At 39.3% G+C, this 19,946-nt stretch carries 14 protein-coding genes; 5 read left to right on the top strand and 9 right to left on the bottom strand.

What is annotated here, in order from left to right; genetic code table 11:
• Positions 1–54: 54 nt before the first annotated feature.
• The 5 genes from QOL76_RS16660 (at position 55) to QOL76_RS16640 (ending at position 11,027) form a co-directional block, all read left to right on the top strand.
• Positions 55–645 (top strand): hypothetical protein, encoded by a 591-nt coding sequence (locus QOL76_RS16660; RefSeq protein ID WP_283414115.1) that lies wholly within the window; start codon positions 55–57, stop codon positions 643–645.
• Positions 642–3,941, top strand: a complete 3,300-nt coding sequence (locus QOL76_RS16655; protein WP_283414114.1) for a VCBS repeat-containing protein — start codon at positions 642–644, stop codon at positions 3,939–3,941. Before QOL76_RS16660 ends, QOL76_RS16655 begins: the two co-directional genes overlap by 4 nt.
• Positions 3,913–7,215, top strand: a complete 3,303-nt coding sequence (locus tag QOL76_RS16650) for a VCBS repeat-containing protein (RefSeq protein ID WP_283414113.1) — start codon at positions 3,913–3,915, stop codon at positions 7,213–7,215. The genes QOL76_RS16655 and QOL76_RS16650 overlap by 29 nt, the downstream gene beginning before the upstream one ends.
• A gap of 124 nt (positions 7,216–7,339) precedes the next feature.
• Entirely contained in the window at positions 7,340–8,680 is a 1,341-nt protein-coding gene (locus QOL76_RS16645; RefSeq protein WP_283414112.1) for a vanadium-dependent haloperoxidase, read from the top strand.
• A gap of 172 nt (positions 8,681–8,852) precedes the next feature.
• A complete protein-coding gene (locus QOL76_RS16640; RefSeq protein ID WP_283414111.1) occupies positions 8,853–11,027 on the top strand; it encodes a bifunctional alpha,alpha-trehalose-phosphate synthase (UDP-forming)/trehalose-phosphatase in 2,175 nt (724 codons plus the stop codon).
• 101 nt (positions 11,028–11,128) lie between these two features.
• Here the strand turns inward: QOL76_RS16640 and QOL76_RS16635 are convergent, their stop codons facing one another.
• The 9 genes from QOL76_RS16635 to nadD all read right to left on the bottom strand — a co-directional run bounded on the left by QOL76_RS16635 (position 11,129) and on the right by nadD (position 19,945).
• Positions 11,129–12,022 (bottom strand): N-acetylmuramoyl-L-alanine amidase, encoded by an 894-nt coding sequence (locus tag QOL76_RS16635; RefSeq protein ID WP_283414110.1) that lies wholly within the window; start codon positions 12,020–12,022, stop codon positions 11,129–11,131.
• Positions 12,023–12,225: 203 nt separating this feature from the next.
• Entirely contained in the window at positions 12,226–14,007 is a 1,782-nt protein-coding gene (locus tag QOL76_RS16630) for a glycoside hydrolase family 15 protein (RefSeq protein ID WP_283414109.1), read from the bottom strand.
• A 146-nt stretch (positions 14,008–14,153) separates the two neighbouring features.
• A complete protein-coding gene (locus QOL76_RS16625) occupies positions 14,154–14,687 on the bottom strand; it encodes a hypothetical protein (protein ID WP_283414108.1) in 534 nt (177 codons plus the stop codon).
• Positions 14,680–15,789 carry a DUF4934 domain-containing protein gene (locus QOL76_RS16620; protein ID WP_283414107.1) on the bottom strand — a complete coding sequence of 370 codons (1,110 nt, stop codon included), beginning with the start codon at positions 15,787–15,789 and terminating at the stop codon, positions 14,680–14,682. Before QOL76_RS16620 ends, QOL76_RS16625 begins: the two co-directional genes overlap by 8 nt.
• A 558-nt stretch (positions 15,790–16,347) precedes the next feature.
• Complete coding sequence (locus QOL76_RS16615; RefSeq protein WP_283414106.1) at positions 16,348–17,400, bottom strand: BF3164 family lipoprotein; 1,053 nt, start codon at positions 17,398–17,400, stop codon at positions 16,348–16,350.
• Positions 17,401–17,462: 62 nt separating this feature from the next.
• On the bottom strand, positions 17,463–17,651 hold the full coding sequence (locus QOL76_RS16610) for a hypothetical protein (protein WP_283414105.1): 189 nt from the start codon (positions 17,649–17,651) through the stop codon (positions 17,463–17,465).
• A 169-nt stretch (positions 17,652–17,820) separates the two neighbouring features.
• Complete coding sequence (locus QOL76_RS16605; RefSeq protein ID WP_283414104.1) at positions 17,821–18,939, bottom strand: DUF4934 domain-containing protein; 1,119 nt, start codon at positions 18,937–18,939, stop codon at positions 17,821–17,823.
• An 8-nt stretch (positions 18,940–18,947) separates the two neighbouring features.
• Positions 18,948–19,190 carry a hypothetical protein gene (locus QOL76_RS16600; RefSeq protein WP_283414103.1) on the bottom strand — a complete coding sequence of 81 codons (243 nt, stop codon included), beginning with the start codon at positions 19,188–19,190 and terminating at the stop codon, positions 18,948–18,950.
• A gap of 188 nt (positions 19,191–19,378) precedes the next feature.
• On the bottom strand, positions 19,379–19,945 hold the full coding sequence (nadD, locus tag QOL76_RS16595) for a nicotinate (nicotinamide) nucleotide adenylyltransferase (protein ID WP_283414102.1): 567 nt from the start codon (positions 19,943–19,945) through the stop codon (positions 19,379–19,381).
• Position 19,946: the final 1 nt, after the last annotated feature.

Raw genomic sequence — 19,946 nt, 5'->3', positions numbered from 1 at the left:
GCCCCATTCGTTAGGTATTTACTAATTCATCTATCAAACGATATATTACGAATCATGAAGACCATCCATAAACAACTGTACCTTTTCTCTCACATTCTTATTGTAGCACTTCTAAGCTGTATTTCATGCAAATCTGATTATCAAAGAATGGAAGATAATGAACTGGCTTCAGGCGAAACCTTCAACGAACTATTTTTAGGATTAGAGCTGGGAATGGAAAAAAAGACCTTTTATGAAAAGTGCTGGAAAATGAATCAAGAAGGCATCTTGCTCAATGGTCCAACTGAACTTTCTATAGAATACAAGGTGGAAATGCCATCAGGGCTTCCAACAAAAATGCGTTTTTACCCTAAATTTGATCAAGACAAAATTTACTTGATGCCCGCAGATTATTCCTACGATGGATGGGCTCCCTGGAATGAAGACTTAGCTGTAGAAAAACTCAGAGCAGACGTTGTCGCATTGTATGAGCAGTGGTATGGAGATGGTTTTATAGAAGTCAATAGCGAGGATGGTTCGCAGGTGGTCTTTGTAAAAATGGACGGGAACAGGCGAGTTAGGATTTATAAGAAGAATCTTTCCACAGTGAGAGCAGAAATCGTGGATCTGAAGATTCAAAAGCAGCTTGAAGAGTATCCATCATGAACAGTAAAACACTAACATTCCTCATTTTTATTTTGGCTACTTCTTGCGCCGAGAAAATAGAAGAATCTCCCACTTTATTCCAGTCCATAGACCCTATTTCTGCTGGAATATCTTTTCGAAATGACCTTCCATTTGATGAAGAGTTCAATATTTTCACCTACCGAAATTTCTATAATGGAGGCGGCGTAGCACTAGGAGATGTAAATAACGATGGATTACTGGACATCTACTTCACAGGTAATTTAGGCTCTAACAAACTTTACCTCAATAAAGGCGATTTTAAATTTGAGGATGTCACGGAAGCATCAGGAACTGCCGGGACTAGAGCTTGGAGTACAGGGGTAGCCATGGCAGATGTAAATGGAGATGGCCAACTGGATATATATGTGTGTAACTCCGGAGATATCGCCGGAGACAATAAACAGAATGAACTATTTATCAACCAAGGAGATGGCACCTTCACCGAAGAAGCTGAAATCTATGGTTTAGCAGATCAGGGCTTTTCTACTCACGCCGTTTTTTTCGATTATGATAAAGATGGTGACCTGGATGTTTACTTGCTAAACAACAGCTATCAAGCTATCGGTAGCTTCAATAAAATGCAAAATGAGCGACCAAAAAGGGATGCAGTTGGAGGTGATAAGCTGTTCAGGAATGATAATGGCAAATTCATAGATGTAAGCGAAGAAGCGGGAATCTATGGTTCCCTAATAGGTTTTGGACTCGGGATAACCATAGGAGACGTTAATCAGGATTCTTGGCCTGATATTTTCATTTCCAATGACTTCTTTGAGAAGGATTACCTCTACATCAACAATCAAGACGGTACTTTTACCGAATCATTGGAAACAGCCATGCGCTCCATTTCTGCTGCTTCTATGGGTGCAGATATAGCTGACATCAATGGGGATGGAATGCTGGATATTTTTGTCACAGATATGCTTCCCGAGCCACAACAACGCCTGAAGCAAATAACCACTTTTGAAAACTGGGATAAATTTAAATTCAACAAAACTCACGGATACCACTACCAATTTTCCCGAAACATGCTCCACATCAATAATGGAGATGGAACTTTCAGTGAAATGGGCAGGCTTGCCAATATGGAAGCTACCGACTGGAGCTGGGGAGCCTTGATTTTTGACATGGACAATGATGGCAGGCGAGATTTGTTTGTCGCTAATGGAATCTATCAAGACATTACTGATTTAGATTACCTTAATTTCATCGATGATGACGCAACCAAAAGCAAAATCATCTCTCAGGAAGGCGTTAATTATAAAGCACTGATTGATCCAATCCCGATTAATCCTGTCCCTAATTACGCGTTTAGAAATCTAGGGGACTTAAAGTTTGAAAATATAGCTGATGCTTGGGGGCTCGGAAAAGCCATTCACTCGAATGGAGGAGCCTATGGGGATTTGAATAATGACGGTACACTTGATTTAATTGTGAACAACGTCAACAATTCTCCTTCCTTATTCAAAAACATAGGAAGAGAATTATTCCCTGAAAACCATTCCCTGCAACTACAACTGATCGGAAAAGATAAAAACTCGCAAGCTATTGGAGCACAAGTGAAGCTCCTTGCTGGCGATCAGATTTTCTATATAGAGCAAATGCCTAACCGGGGTTTTGAATCTTCTGTAGATCCAAAATTGACGATTGGTCTTGGCAAAATTAAAAAAGTAGATCAAGTCAAAGTTTTATGGCCTGATGGAACTTACACACACGTTGAAAACGTCCTAGCGGATCAATTACTTACACTCAAATGGATTGAATCCAAACCTCTTGCAGAAGGTGAGTATTTCTTTGAGCAACCGACTGAACCTTTTTTTCATCAGGAGGACAAGGTAAATATTGATTTCACACACAAGGAAAATCCCATGGTGGATTTTGATCGGGATCGTCTCACATTTCATATGTATTCTACAGAAGGGCCAGCTTTTGCGAAAGCTGATGTGAATGGAGACGGCGTTGATGATTTGTTTTTTGGTGGAGCAAAAGGATTTGCAGCGAAGTTATTTATAGGATCTAGCGATGGAAATTACACGTTCTCAAATCAAGCAACTTTTGAAGAAGATGCTGTTTCTGAAGACATGGATGCTGTTTTCTTTGATGCAAATGCAGATGGGACGCTTGATTTGCTGGTCGCATCTGGAGGTAACGAATCTGGACTAGGAGCACCTGAACTTACAGATAGATTATACTTAAATGACGGAAAAGGTAACTTCACCAAAAGTCAACAATCAAGTTTCAATTTAAACCGTGTAAGTAGCTCCGTAGTACAAGTTCTTGATATCAATGAAGATGGAGCCCCCGATTTATTTGTCGGCGGTCGACTTGTCCCTTTTGTCTATGGAGCACCTGCAAACAGTAGCGTTTGGATTAATGATGGAGTTGGAAACTTCAGCGACCAAACAGCCACGTTCGCTCCCGAATTGAAAGAAATAGGAATGATTACTGATGCCAAAGTAGTAGATTGGGACAATGACGGTTTGAAAGATCTTGTTCTTGTTGGGGAGTGGACAGCTCCTATTTTCTTCAAAAATACAGGTGGTAAACTGCAAAAAATAGAGATGCCAGAGCTAGAAAACCTCAAAGGTTGGTATAGAACTCTGGAAGTGGCAGACTTGGACGGCAATGGACTTCCGGATTTGATTTTGGGAAATAACGGATTGAACTCACGTTTCAAGGTTTCTGATAGTACACCTGTCCGAATGTATCTGAATGACTTTGATCAAAATGGGTCCATAGAACACATTTTCACGCGTCAGGAAGGGGAAGTGCAAGTTCCTTACACGTTAAAGCATGAGCTTGAACGACAAATTCCTTCAGTGAAAAAGCGGTACATGCGATACAGCAATTACAATAACCAGACGCTCACTGACATTTTCCCTCAGGAAGTTTTGGATAGGTCCATCATAAACGAACTGAATAGCTTGGAGTCAGGCGTTTTGATGAACAATGGAACTGGCAAATTCTCCTGGAAGCCTTTTCCAAGAATGGCTCAGAGGTCCTATGTATTTGCAATTCATGTCTCTGACCTCGATGGAGATGGAATCCAAGATTTGATACTTGGTGGAAATCTTTTCAATGCTAAACCTGAGGTAGGTAAATACGATGCCAGCTATGGAGATGTACTGATAGGTAAGGGAGATGGCACGTTTGATTATTGGCCAAACTTTAAAAATGGACTGAAACTAGCGGGAGACGTCAGAGCTTTTTCATCACTCGGAGACGGCAAAATATTGGTGGTAAAAAACAATGCTAAAGCTGAGATTTGGAAGTATTGAGCGTGTAGAAATGAGGAGATTATCAATTGTCTTTCTGGTTGGATTTGGAGTTGTTTTTTCTTGCCAGGAGAAAAAAACAGAGACACTTTTTGAGTTGATGGAGAATGAGCAGATCGGAATAACGTTTGAAAACTCACTCACCTCAACCGACTCACTGAACATTCTTGAATACTTGTATTTCTATAATGGAGGCGGAGTGGCTGCTGGAGACATCAACAATGATGGATTGGTGGATTTGTATTTTGCAGGGAATCAAGTTTCAAATCGCCTCTACCTCAACAAAGGCAATTTTCAGTTTGAAGACATTACTGAGTCTGCCGGAGTAAGTGGAAATGGTGGCTGGTCTACCGGAGTAAGTATGGCTGATGTGAATGGCGATGGCTTGCTGGATATCTATGTCTCCCAAATTGGGAATTACAAAGGATTATTGGGCAGAAACAGGCTTTATCTCAATCTAGGCAACAGCAAATTCGAAGAGAAAGCGGAGGAATATGGAGTCGATTTTATTGGCTTTGGCACCCAAGCTGCATTTTTAGATTTCGATAGGGATGGAGACTTGGACCTGTATCTCTTAACTCATTCTGTAAAATCTCCTGAGGTTTTTGCGAAAGCTGATCAAAGAAACATTCCTGATGCTTTGGGTGATAAGCTATTTAAAAATTTGACTTCCGAAGGAGAAATTGGATTCGAAGATGTCACGAAAGCTTCAGGAATATATTCCAGTATTCTGGGTTTTGGACTTGGAGTCGGCACAGAAGATATCAATGGAGATGGCTGGCAAGATATTTATGTTTCTAACGACTTTACCGAAAATGATTACCTCTACCTGAACCAGCAGGATGGTACATTCAGAGAATCTGCACAAACCCTCATTTCAAGCACCAGCAGGTACAGCATGGGTAATGATCTGGCTGATATAAATGGAGATGGATTACCCGAAATTTTCACAACTGATATGTTGCCGATAGATCCAGCGATTTGGATGAAATCCGTGGGGGAAGACAAGCAAGAAGTGTATCAGATTAAAAAGAAATTTGGGTATTCCGATCAATACGTCCGTAACCATCTTCAACTCAACCAAGGCAGTGAAGGCTTCAGTGAGATCGCACTTTTTTCTGGGGTACATGCTTCAGACTGGAGTTGGTCTCCCTTGATTTTTGACATGGATAATGACGGATTACCTGATATTTATATCACTAATGGAATTGAAAAGCGCCCAAATGATCTTGATTTTATTCAATACAGTCAGCAAGCAGAGCCAAATTTGAGCATGACTGAGCTTCGCCGAAAGCAAATTGAGATGCTTCCAACTGTAAAACTCCCAAATCTCAGTTTTAGAAATAAAGGAGGATTGAAATTTGAAGATCAATTCAGGATATGGGGCTTGGATCAACCTAGTTACTCAAATGGCTCAACTTATGCTGATTTGGACAATGATGGCGATCTGGATTTGATCATCAATAACCTAAATCAACCTCCATTTATCTATCAAAATCACGCTGAAAAATCAGGCAATTCTTTTCTCCGAATCAATCTAGCAGGCAAAGGAAATAACCCTCTAGGTATGGGAGCCAAAGTTGGAGTTTATTATAATGGCAATTCTATTTTCCAACAATATTCTGGAAGCCGAGGATTCATGTCAGGTACTTCCTCCACGTTGGTTTTTGGCTTGGGAAAAGCTCAATCTATAGATTCCCTTTCCGTAGCTTGGCCAAGTGGCGCTAGTGAGATTTTTCAAGTAGACTCAATCGACCAAACTTATACCCTAACCCAAGGCACTGGAAAACCATACATCATCCCAGAAAGCAAGAATCTCCAAGAAAACTCATTCCCTGAAGTGCGATGGGTACACCAGGAAAAAAATAATATCGATGAAACTAAACGAGAGTATCTGACTCCAAAAAGCTTTGCAAGCATGGGGCCTTCTTTAGCTGTTGGTGATGTTAATAATGATGGTTTGGATGATTTCTACGTAGGCGGAGCCTTGGATCAGCCAGGTGCGCTTTTCCTCCAACTTCCCGATGGAGAATTTGTTGAAAAGGAAAACATTGTCTTCGAGCAGCTAGCTAAGGCAGAAGATATTGTTGCAGAGTTTGCAGACTTGAATGGTGATGAGAATCTTGACTTATATGTAGGAAGTGGTGGAAATGAATATAAAGGCGGTGCGCTATTCAACTTTGATCGCATATTTTATGGAAATGGCAAAGGAGACTTTCAGTTTAATCCGATGGCACTTCCTAAAATTGGAGAAAATACCTCCACCATAGCTATTCACGATGTAGACGCAGATGGAGATCTGGATATTTTCGTAGGCAGTTCTGTGGTTAGTGGAGATTATGGAGCTACGCCCAAAAGCGCATTGCTGATCAACCAAGGCAACGGAATGTTCATAGATAAGACCAAAGAATGGTTTGGCGCATCTACTGAATTAGGAATGATTAACTCAGCTGTATGGGCTGATCTCAATGCAAACGGAGAAGGAGAATTGATCCTCACAGGAGACTGGCAAGGAATACGGGTTTTCGAAAATAATGATGGTAAATCCCTTAAGGAAAGAAAGGTCAATGGGCTAGAATATTCTGCCGGTTGGATTCAAAGTCTTTCTGTTGCTGATATAAATGGAGATGGAACTTTGGATATTCTGACAGGGAATCTTGGATTGAATTCCAAATTGAAAGCCAGTGTTGAGAAACCGCTTTGGCTATATCATGGAGATTTTGACGAAAATGGTCAGGCTGATCCTTTAATCTTTCACTACATGGGAGATCGCCTGGTGCCTTTTGCTACCCGGGACGATTTGATGAAGCAGATTCCAGGAATAAAGAAAAAACATAGCTCCTACCAACAATATGCAGCGTTGTCAAGCCCAGGAGATCTTTTCTCAGAGGAAGTGCTGGAAAAGTCCTCGAAACATGCTGTATATGAATTTCGCTCAGGAGCCTACCTTCAGCAAACTGATGGAAGTTTTATATTTGATCCCTTTCCAGATCAAGCCCAACTTTCCCCTATTTTCTCTGTTTCTTGGTCAGAGTCTGAGAAGGCAATCCTACTTGGTGGTAACTTTGTAGATTTTAGAGTAGACCTGGGTAGGAACACCGCAGCCCCCTTCATATCCTTCCAATGGTCTCCAAATGGCTGGAATGAGACCTTATTTCAAAATGATATTCTGTTGAAGTCCGAAATTCGAATTATTAAAAAAATCAAAGTAGGAACGAGTCATTTTGGCCTTGCCGCAAGTAATTCGGGGCCTCTCTATTGGATAGCTCTGGACTGAAACCTTTTGATAGTTACTTAATTTCCAATAGCTTTGACGCCCGAACAGGTCAAAAAGAAATCCGTAAAACCAAAGAGAGCAAGGATTTCCATCCCAATAAAACCACAAAATTAAATCCTAAAATATGCGTACCGTTAAATTCATGCTCTTTTCAGGCTTACTCCTGATTGCAGCTTCATGCGCAGAACAAGCCGATTACTCCCAAGCCATCACTGATGGACACTATATAAGTGAAGCTCAGGAAAAAATCACAGAAGTGATTATTCATGATATTTTCTCTCCACCAGTGGCAGCAAGAATCTACAGCTATGCCTCTTTGGCGGCTTATGAAGTAGCCGCATCAGTTGATCCCAATTCTGAGTCCCTTCTTGGGCAATTAAATGGTTCGGAGAAAGTAACTTTCACACCATCTGAAAAGGTGTACCCACCACTAGCTTCGCTTGCAGCTTATTATTATGTTGGAACGGGCTTGATCTTTTCCGAAGAATTAATGAATGAGCACAGGGATGCAACCTATAAAACCCTGAAAGCAAAGGGTATCCCAGAGGATGTTTTTGAAGCATCTATTGCCTACGGCAAAGAAGTGGGAGACGTAATTAAAGCATATTCATCAAAAGACAATTACCACCAAAGTCGATCTTTCCCAAAATTCACCGTAACGGAAGAAGAAGGAACTTGGCAGCCAACTCCCCCTGCATACATGGAGGCGATTGAACCGCATTGGAATAAAATCAGAACCTTCGTCTTGGACTCAGCTTCCCAATTCAGCCCCTTACCCCCTCCTCCTTTTTCTACAGATCCTGAAAGTGAATTTTTCAGAGTAGCCAAAGAAGTATATGACATGGATAAAGGTGCTACTCAAGAACAAAAAAACATTGCCCTATTTTGGGATTGCAATCCCTACAAAATGAATGTAAAAGGTCATGTGATGTTTGCAGAAAAGAAAATCACACCGGGTGGTCACTGGATGAGCATCGCTGCAATTGTCTCTAAAGCTGCAAAGAAAGATTGGAAAGAGACAGCAGAAGCACTAGCACTGACTGCTATTTCACTAAATGAAGCTTTTATTTCCTGCTGGGATGAAAAATACAGAAGCAATTTGATCAGACCAGAGACCTACATCAATCAACATATAGATGAACAATGGGTACCGCTTTTGCAAACACCACCATTCCCGGAGCATACCAGCGGCCATAGTGTAGCATCGGCAGCGGCTGCTTATACCTTAGCTCATTTATTTGGTGATGAGTTTCACATTGTTGATAGTTCTGAAGTAGCCTACGGCTTACCAGTTAGGGAATATGACTCTTTTTCTCAAGCCGCAGAAGAAGCTGCATTGAGCAGGTTTTATGGAGGGATTCACTATAGACCAGCGATCGAATACGGAATCACCCAGGGAAGAGAATTAGCAGAATTCATCTGGACCAAAGTAGACACAAAGCCCAAAAGTGTAGCTAGTAACTAACAAAAAAGCATCCGACGCAACGGATGCTTTTTTGTTACCAAATCATGAAATAAGGCTAGTGAATGAACTCATCAGAGCTCATCTTGTTTATATTCATGGAGATATTCTCTATCTTAACTCCTCACCTTTTTGAATTGGACTTTTCCATTTCTCGTTTTTAAACTACTTATATATGTCAAAAACCATTATCGTTTCAAATCGCCTTCCTATCAGCTTAAGACATCGCAACGGCCGATTCGAGTTCAAACCAAGTGCAGGAGGATTAGCAACTGGACTGGGATCTATCTATAAAGAAGGAGAGAATATTTGGATCGGATGGCCGGGAAATACCGTTGACGACCCCGAGCAAAGAGCGGAGATCATCCTCGAACTTCACGATCTCAAAATGGCTCCAGTATTCTTATCCAAGGAAGACGTGGAAGAATTTTATGAAGGATTCAGTAACGAAACGCTCTGGCCAGCTTTTCATTATTTCACACAATACATGGTTTACAACCCAGAGCATTGGGAGGCTTATGTTCGTGTAAACCAGAAGTTTTGTGATGCTATATTGAAAAAAGCAGGTCCAGACGACACCATCTGGATTCATGATTATCAGTTGCTTTTACTTCCACAGATGCTGCGTGAAGTACTGCCTAATGCCACCATCGCCTTTTTCCAACATATCCCATTCCCATCTTATGAGATTATCCGGATGATACCTTGGAGAAAGGAATTGTTGGAGGGAGTTTGTGGAGCTGACTTAATTGGTTTCCACACCTATGATGACATGCGTCACTTTCTAAGTGCAGTCGGTAGGATTACAGGATTGTCTAGCGAAAGCGGCTACATCCAAGCTGAAAATAGAATCATCAATGTGGACTCATTCCCCATGGGAATTGACTACGATAAATTTGCGAAGCAAGCAAAAAGCAAGCGAACGCTACGCTTTGTAGAGGAATTTGGTAAGCAGGTAGAAGATCAAAAATTGCTGCTTACCATTGATCGCTTGGATTATTCCAAAGGAATTCCGCAGCGAATTCAAGCTTTTAATCAGTTACTAGAGCAGCACAAAGAACTTCATGGCAAAGTATCCATGATCATGATCGTGGTACCAAGTCGGGACAAAGTGCAATCCTATAAAGAGCTCAAAGAGGAGATTGACCTATTGGTGGGCCGGATCAATAGTGAGTACTCAACTTTGAATTGGGTACCAGTACACTATTTCTACAGAAGTTTTCCATTCGAAGAACTCAGTGCTTTTTACAACATGTCAGACATCGCGCTAGTAACTCCGCTGCGTGATGGTATGAACTTGGTTTGCAAGGAATTCGTGGCCAGCAAAACTGACCAGACCGGTGTATTGATTCTCTCTGAGATGGCTGGTGCATCCAAAGAGCTTCAAGATGCTATTCTCGTCAATCCTAACGATCGTCAAGGCGTAGTCGATGCCATATTCAATGCGCTGTCCATGCCACTGGACGAGCAAAAATTCAGAATAAATAGCATGCAGGAAAGCTTGAAGAAATACGATGTATTCCAGTGGGTGAAAGTGTTCATGGATCGTCTGGATCATGTTAAGAGAAAGCAGGAAGAGCTTACCTCCAAAGATGTAGATGCTAAAGTAATGAACGAGATTCAGGCAAGCTTCAAAAAGGCAAAAAATGCTGTTTTGTTCCTAGACTATGATGGTACGCTAACTGGATTTCACTCGGATCCTCAGAAGGCTATACCAGATGCAGAATTGAAAGGGATAGTAAAAGACCTTAGCAAATTGGCTCAAGTAGTTGTTATCTCAGGAAGAGATAAGGACACACTTGGAAGATGGTTTGAAGGTCAACATATAGACATGATTGCTGAGCATGGTGTGTGGGTCAAAAAGAAGGAAAACAAGGGAGATTGGGAACTGTATGCAGAAGTAGAGGACGGATGGAAAGATGATATCCGACAGATCATGGAATATTACGTTCTAAGAACTCCAGGAGCCTTCATCGAAGAAAAACACCACTCACTCGTTTGGCACTATAGAAAAGTAGAAAGTGGTCTGGGAGATCTCAGGATGCGAGAACTTTTCAGTCATCTTAAATATATGGCCAGAGGTCACAACTTGCAGGTTTTGGAAGGAAATATGGTCTTGGAAATCAAACGCCCAGATATCAATAAAGGCCGAGCAGCCACAGCAATGATGAAAGGCGCAGAATACGACTTTATCTTAGCGATTGGAGATGACTGGACCGATGAAGATACGTTCAAGGCGATGCCAAAAAATGCCTATTCCATCCGGGTGGGCTATGCATTTACCCAAGCAAATTTCAATATTAAATCAGTTAAGCAAGTGAGGCAATTGCTTCAGAAGTTGACTTCTTGATATCCGTATTAATTATCAAAAATGATGTAGGGGCGAAAGATTTTTCGCCCCTACTTTTGTGGCCTTTGCGTCACACTCCGTACCCACTGTGGCTGACTACCCTAAAGGTATTTTTTATACAGATTATCCAAGATTCTCTTATCAGTTTCAGTCAATGCGGAATCTATATCCCGCTGAATAAAATGCAATTTAAATGATTTAATCGCAGCTTGTGGATCACTTACGTCATAGCCAATAATTCGTAATGCCAAAACTGGATCTAACATAGTCTGTGGCAATGAGTCTGACCTTTCTATAGCGATAGGTGAACTATCCTGAGAAGATAGAACCGGGAAAACTACATCCTCATCATACCATAAGCCATACCCTTCCTCAGCCAGCATTTTCCAAGGGAAATAGGTACTCGGGTCAACTTTTCTAGATGGAGCAATATCCGAATGACCGATAAAATTGGCAGATGGAATTCCATACTTCCACTTCAATCGCTTGAGCAAAACCAATAAACTTTCAATCTGAGCCACAGTAAATGGTTCACTTCCATTATTATCTAACTCTATTCCGATAGAAGCTGAATTAAGATCAGTGTCATTCCCCCATCTCCCTCTTCCAGCATGCCAAGAGCGCAAATAATCATTCAGCATCTGAACGATCTCACCATCTCTACCTACGACATAATGAGAACTTACCTGAGTTCTGCTTAATGTGAATGTATTAATCGTTTGCTTCAATGAGTCTTGAGCTGTGTGGTGGATGATCACATAATTTGGCTTTCTAATGCTGAAGTTTGTAGTCCCAACCCATTCATCAGTAATGCTGAGGGTATCGTAATCCAGCTCAGCCTTTGTTTTCGGAATTTCTTGAATGGTAGCCGTGGCTTCTTTGACGGCCTTTTTATGCGCTTTATTATTCTTACGGTAAATGTCTTTGGAACAAGAAAAAAAGGCTAGTGAAAGGCAGATCAATAAGAAGGCAGCTGTAAATCTTTGGAAACTCATAAGTAGTACTAGTTAATTAGAACGGGAAACTACAAGGATTGTACTAAGTCTGAAAACCAACTGTAGAAAATTGATGGGTTATAAGAATAACCTTTGAGGTCTTTTTTGGGCCTCAAAGGATTTTTGTTCAAAAAAATTAAATCTTCGAGGAAATCCCGAAGTCTGACGACATTCGGGATTACACCTCAAAGGTTAAAAACGAATTATAAGAAATTTGGTCTGTCCAGCTTTTTGCCAATACGGAAAGCAGCATTCATTAATCCTACATGAGAATACGCCTGAGGAAAATTACCCCATTGGCTTCCTGTCTTCTGATCTACATCTTCGGAGAATAACTGCAAATGATTACAGTATTTCACTAAGGTTTCGAAGCCCTCTACAGCCTCATTCAATCTTCCTACGCAAGCTAGTGCCTCAATGTACCAGAATGCACAAATCAAGAACGTAGTCTCTGGCACACCAAAATCATCCATGTGCTTGTAACGATAGAATAGGAAATCCTTTGCCAACAACTCATCTTCCAAAGCTTTCAGATGATCATTTGCCCGCTCCAGATCTTCTCCAAAATATCCCATAGTGATCAACTGTAACGTGGAAGCGTCCATATAAGTGGACCCAATTGCCTGGCCATACGCCTTACGATCCGGGAGATAACACTCCTCTATTTTCTTAACTGCCATATCCCGAAGAACTATTGCTTTTTGATACATGCTGTCATCCTTCAGACGAATACCAATTTTTGCGGCAGCACAGGCTCCTGCCCAGTGAAACAAGAAGGTATAGCAGTGCTCCTGAGCTAGATTTCTAAACTCCCAGAGCCCCGCATCTTTCTCATTCATCGTGGCTTCGATCTTATTCAGCAGATTCATGATCATCGGCTTGGAGCTACTTCTCTCCTCTTCTGTAAAACGCTGATCTGAATAAAGTGGCAGCAAGGAAACCAACACCTGACCGTAAAGATCATTCTGAATGTGGGTATAAGCTTGATTACCGAAGCGAACTGGCCTCTCACCCATATACCCATCCAAATCTGAAATCTCCTCTATCAAAAGCGAATCTCCAGTGATGGAATACAACGGCTGGTAACGTCCATCAGGTCCAGGTCGTAGGTTATGTATAAACTCGAAGTACTTTTCTAATTCCTCAAAGTGGCCTAAGCTATTGAAACAAGTCAGCGTATAATAGCTATCCCGAATCCAGCAATAGCGGTAATCCCAGTTTCTGGTAGATCCGGGAGATTCTGGCAAACTGGTGGTAGAGGCAGCGATGATTGCTCCCGTATCTTCGTACTGGTGGATTTTCAGGATCAAAGCCGAGCGTAGTACTAGCTTCTGATGAAAATTCGAAATACTGGTGGACTTCACCCATTCTTGCCAATAAGCTGTAGTGGCATGTAAAAACCGCTCCGAGGTAGTTTCTATTGGAGCTTCCAAAGGCCTTCCGTAGGTTAGCACCAAATAAACCGGCTTATTTAAGGCAAAAGCCTTCCCGTCCATAATGTAGCTCAGAGGAGCATTAGTAGATAGTCTCAGTTCCTGATCGGTATCCATAAAGCGGATATGATTAGATCCCATGCTGGATTTCAAAAGTCTAGCTCCGTGCTCAGCCGAAGGCTGGCATTTGATCAGAATTTTAGGCGAACCAGCTATCGCTTCGATCTTGCGAATCAGCATCAGTGGCTTGTAGTAGCGATCGAAGTTTTTGAATCTGGGAGCAAAGTCAGTGACAGCATAGCTTCCCTCTTCGGATTTGACCGTTGTCTTCAGGACATTGGTGTTTTCCAAATACTCCTGAGAGGACTTAAAATTTCCAGACTCCGGATGAATGGTGAATTCTCCACCCTTCTCCCTGTCTAGCATTCCCCCAAAAATAAAATCTGAATCAAATCTTGGCAGACACATCCAACTGATATTCGTGTCCAGTTCCACATGGGCGATAAAGGCACAATTGCCGATCACCCCACTTCCATAGGTATGTTTTTGCATTAAGGTCAGGTTTGAAGTTGAAAAGTCAGGCTTTTGGGTCAAGGTTCAAGAAAGGGAAAAAGAGTGCTTAATCCAAAAAATACGGGGATTTTAGCATTGCTCCTTTATAAATATGACTAGCCTCCTGTAAGGATTAAAATAAAACATCACTCACTCTTCTCATATTCAAGAAAATCAATTACCTGCTTTTTAAACAAACTGGGAATTCCTGATTCTGCATTGATTATTACATCCTCGCCATCTACAAAATAAGACTGGATCGCCTTGACTTCATAAGGTATTTGATCAAGCTGATTCATTTCATAGAATTTATTCTTTTTATCATAAAGCACAGAATAGGGATATCCCATATCATCCAACATTCGAACTAGATCACTTTTATCAATTCTTTGATTTTTACCCGCAAACACCCAGATCACCTCCAGTTCAGGGTAATTGAATTTTAGATCAATCCATCCTTTAGAGTTCATCTCCAAGAAAAAAAGATCCCTTTGAGTTAAATCCAAATAACCCACGAATTTCTTAGGACATTCCAGACAAAGTGGCTTAGAGTTTTCACCAATTCGCAATTCTTCTAAGCCTTCTGGAAATTTTATTGTAGTAGGATGATCTCTGCATGAACTTAGTAAAGTGATAGTTAGAAAAAGGCAAAGCGAGAGATAACTTTTTCTTTTAATCATTAATCTTAGTTGTGAGTAATATTGGATAGTCATAGTTCATTTCTTGGAGGTTAGGTGGTAAATCCCCTTCCAATTTCTTTTTCAATACCGAGTGATAGGTCAAAAACGTAATTTCTCCATTTTCCATTGCAATAGGGTCACTGTACACCTCTTCTTCAGAGGATGTGCCATCCCAATAGTTTGAATCCCCAGTCTCCTTATTGATGAGAAGTAATTTCTTGAAAGAACCTGCCTTACTTTGAATATGGATGTTAACCAAGTAATTGCTATCATCTTCAAAGACTGATTTTATCGTTGCAAATCCGTTTTCCTGTAGTCGACTAAATCCTACCATGAGATCTACATCCCAAAAGTTATCTGGAAGTGAATACTTTCCCATATCAATTTCCAAAATAGGCATTAATCCTGCCTCAGAATATTCATAAACTCGGTTGTTGAAAATTTCGGAATAGAGCAGGTTTTCACCTGATTCATAGAAATTTCGCTCCCCCATTGGTAGCATTTCATTCTCATAATCATTAGGCAAAAAAGTAGATTGAATGATCCCAATTGAATCTGTCAAAACAACCCGGTCAGCTACAATTGGGAGGTTATATCCACCAGCCAAAAGAAAATTACCAGAAGATGGAATGGTAAATGATCCTGCCAAATAATCGGTTTCAAAAACTGTAGTGAGCTCAGCGGCGTCTTCAATTTTAATGATAGTGGACTTATCGCCCAATGAAGACAAAACCAGCAGGTTGCCTTCATTATCAATTTGAAAATCCTGCAAACCCAGCAGTTGACCTGGCCCTTCACCTATCGAGGCTGCGGCACCTAGATATTTCCCATCAGAAGAAAATTGATGCACTGCATCTCTTGTCCCAATGTCCATCACATAATAACTCTCTTCATTTTGGCGCACCCTCAAATCGAGCCCCATCAAGTTAAATTGATTGGTTTCTAATGGGATGAGTTCCAGAATTTCAAACTTTTCTATGTTCATTAGTTCTGATTCCTCAAGTTCAACGTGAAGAATACTTTCGTCAGAAACTTTTTCAGAATTAGTTTTGCAGGAAAAAAAGGTTATTAAAATAAAAATCAGGGATAAGCGAAAGTACATATAATCAGTTTTTTAACTCAAAAAAAACAATATAACAATTAGAGGCAAACGAGCCGCTAATTATCACCTATTTATAGAGAACACTTATAGCATGCTTCATAAGCTGCAGAGCATAAATGCCCAGTTTGATAGTTTTCACAGTTATAGACTACAACTTCCCCAGAGCACCAATACATTCATTGATAGCAAGGTTTTACAGGAACGTCTGCTTTAGCGTGGAAAGATACTCCTGTGCTCATCATAGCCCCAATAAAGGCCATTCCAAATAATAACTTTTTCATAAAATTGAATAATTAAATTGTTTAAAAAATCACGGCAGGAATCAGGTCTCACTTAAGACTTCGGTATAAGTTTATTATTTTTTTAATCGCAAGGATTAGTTTGAAAATAACTAGAAACTTATTTACACAGCAAATACCTGTGTATTAACCTCATTTTTTACAATGAAAGTTACTTCATCTGTTATGCAGCTGCATAACTGAGACTGCTTTCTTAAACAACTTCTTTCCTAGATATATTCTGACACTGCTTCATGAAGGCAAAAAAAACTCACATACCCTAATATTTAAAAACTGCAATACCTGGATTTTGATCTTCTGTTAACGCGTAGATTTTTGATTCCTCTTCATCCACAGCAATAGATATAATTGGCACATCAGTCTGGAAGTGCGCTATAGGCCTTCCCGCCAAATCAAACTGAAATATATCCCGTGAAGTTTCACCGAGAGCTCTACCTTCAGCTAAAGTTTTTCCAATAAAAACAAGGAAGATGAAGTTCTTCGTCACACAGACGTCACTATATCCATATTTAGTGTTTTCATCAAGAACCGCGAATTTAACATCACCATCATTTCCAACATCATATTTAGTATCCTCATTAAAAGGTCCATTAACTTCAATATGCTTTTTATTGTTAAAATTAAATATTTCGAATTGGTCAAATTTCAACTTCGATAAAACATAGACCTGATTATCTTTATTGTAATACTTTGCTCCTTGATGCAAATCGCTCAATATAAAATTAGCATCCTCAGACAACTCTTTATTTGTCACCCAAAGACCAGCGCTATCTATCGTATTTCCCTGAATATCAAAAACTTTTAACTTAGAAGGGCCAAAATTCATATAAGAAATAATTTCGCCTGATTGTTTCCAGTTCATAGACATAGCCTGAAACCACTTCTGATTTTGAACAACTACTGATTTAGCCAGTGATAATGTATCATATAAGGTGAACTCATAAAATGCTTTACCCATATTTGAATATGCCCAAATAGTGCTGTCATTAAAACCTGAATCTATTCCCCTAACATTTACAAATTCTCCAGGCCCCTCTCCTTTTACTCCTTTTCCAGTCACATATCCTAATGTAGATTTATCAAGTAGATGCATTAGTCGCTTATCCGATTGGCTACCAATTATTATAAATTTTCCCTTCAGATAAATTTTAAAGGGAGTCAAAATTTCATTATAAGTGTACTTTTGGGATTTCAGTTTTTCACTCCGTCCAAATGATCCTACTTCAAAAGTATTTTGATTCTCGAGTTTGTCTGAACTTGGACTTGGACTGCACGAACTCAAAATAAGGATAATAAGTAATATTCTTTTCATCAAATATTTATTTGCATGGTTTAAAGAAAAGCTGAGATGAATCTCAGCTTTTATATATTAGATTAAGAACAAAAATCTGCCTCAACCTTTTCTGTTCCATTAAATGGCCATCCAAATCTATCAACACATTCACTTATTTTCCAAGTTTGACAACAAACCCATTTTGGTACAGGGTCCGTTGCCTGGACACTAACACTGCTAAACATCATAGCCCCAAAAAAGAAGGCCATTCCAAATAATAACTTTTTCATAAAACTTTAATATTGAACTAATTAAAAAAACTCGGCCAAGAATAAGGTCTCACTTAAGACTTCGGTATAAGTTTACTATTTTTTTTTAATCGCAAGAGTTAGGTTGAAATAAAATTATGTTTGTATTTACAACGTTAAAATCACCCTTTTTAAACAGCTTAAATTTAAACTACAAATTATCTTTAATTTTGAATGACAATAGTAAAAATTGATCTTCGAAAGAAATAGATTCATCAATCGAACCCCTCAGATCTTCACTTACTTTTTCTAAATCTAAATTGGACAAAGACTCTGGCGAAACAACATATGTAAAAATATTGTCCCTAAAATAAATATGTCTAAATAAAAAGATCCCATCAAAATCATTGTACAAACTTGTTCCTTGAAAAACAAAATTTGAGTGTGGAAAATAAAAATACCTCATAAATGATAATGCACCATTGTCTGACTTGATATAATTAAATGATATCACTTTATCATTTAACACTAAATAATCTATATTAGTAGAATAAGTCTTATCATTAAAAACCCTATCAATTTCATCAATAGAAGAAAAACTTCCGAACAACTTATTAGGAAAGTTAACTATGCTTTTTTCAACAATTCTATTTACATTCACATCAAATTTGTAAATAGTATCATTAAATGCTTGTGTAAAATAGATACTTTTACTCATCCTATTAAAATAAATAGAATTATCTTGAAATTTTATATCAGTAGGTCTTTGCAAAATATCAGAGAATGTGATTTCACCGTTATCCCAAATAATCAAATTATTAGATACATTTTTACCATTAAAAATATTTTCTTGAGCTAAATATATAAGATACTTTTTATCACTTATTTTTTCAAAATTCTCAAAAAACAAACCGATCTTTATCGATTCTTTAAATTTAAAATTTGAATCATAGATAATGATTTTTTGACCAACCTTATCATAAACTTCTATAGTTTTATTTTCAGTATCAACTCTAAACCTATGTAAATACTGATATTCTTCAGGTCCTTCTCCTCGTTTTTCTAAAGTTGTTAATAGATCACCTTCTTTTGAAAATTTAAAAATAATACCAAAATTTTTATCCAAAACATATATATGATTATCCAAAAAATTAATTTGATCAATTTTAGAAGGATATATCCGATCATTAAACTTGAGTCTCAGGATAGAAGGTTTTTCAAATATGGTTGATGTAAGTATTTTTTCGTGCTCTAGGGGAACTTCAATTTCCCCTAGAGTTTTTTGTCGATTCTGACACGAAATTAGAATTATTACCAATCCGAAAATCATTAAAAATCTCATATTGAACCTCCTATTGATGGACATATTGGAGTAAGTGGCGTATAATTTGAACATGATACATAATTACACATAAAAACGCCTCCCGGTTCACAGCATTTACCTGTAACAGGTATTATAGATCCATCTGGACATTCGACCTCCCCATAGTACCTTTTTTCTGACCCTCTATCGTCTGCTAATGATGAATTAGTAATAACTAATGCCCCAAAAAGGATCATCCCAAATAATAATTTTTTCATGATTGAAAATAGTTAAAGATTGATTCAAAAAATCCCGGCCGGAATCAGGTCTCACTTAAGACTTCGGTATAAGTTTACTATTTTTTTTTTTTTGATCGCAAAGATTAGTTTGAAAATAACTTATACATAGTTTACACAACGTAAAACTAGATGTAAAATGCAAATAGCTTGAATTCAAATGATTACCCCTACAAATACAACTTCTTATCCCGGATATAATCCGCCACTCCATCAGGTAAGAGGTACTTGACAGAATTGCCAGCCAAGATAGACTTGCGGATAAAGGTGGCTGAGATATCTAAAAGTGGTGCGTCGATCAGCTTGATATTCGGATGCTCAAAGGAGATCGCGTCGCCTGGTCGTGGATAGACGAAGATCTCATAGTTGTCCAGAATGGTCTGGTAATTCTTCCAGCGCTTCAGCTGAGTCAGATTATCCGAACCTAAAAATAAGCAAAACTGATGCTGTGGGTATTGGTCAGTCAGGTAAGCGAGGGTATCTATGGTGTAGCTAGGCTTGGGCATGGAGAACTCCACATCTGAAGCCCGAAACTGGTAATTGTCCTCGATCGCCAACTCCACCATTCGCAGTCTATCAAACTCATGAATCAAAGACTGACGTTTTTTTAGCGGATTCTGCGGACTCACCACAAACCAAACCTGATCTAAATCTGTGCGGTCGTGAAGCGTATCTGCGATGATCAGATGACCGATATGGATGGGATTGAAAGAACCGAAGTATAGACCGATCTTCAAA

The organism is Algoriphagus winogradskyi (assembly GCF_900182815.1).
Classification (GTDB): Bacteria; Bacteroidota; Bacteroidia; order Cytophagales; family Cyclobacteriaceae; genus Algoriphagus; species Algoriphagus winogradskyi.
This window is presented reverse-complemented; position numbering and strand designations above follow the sequence as displayed.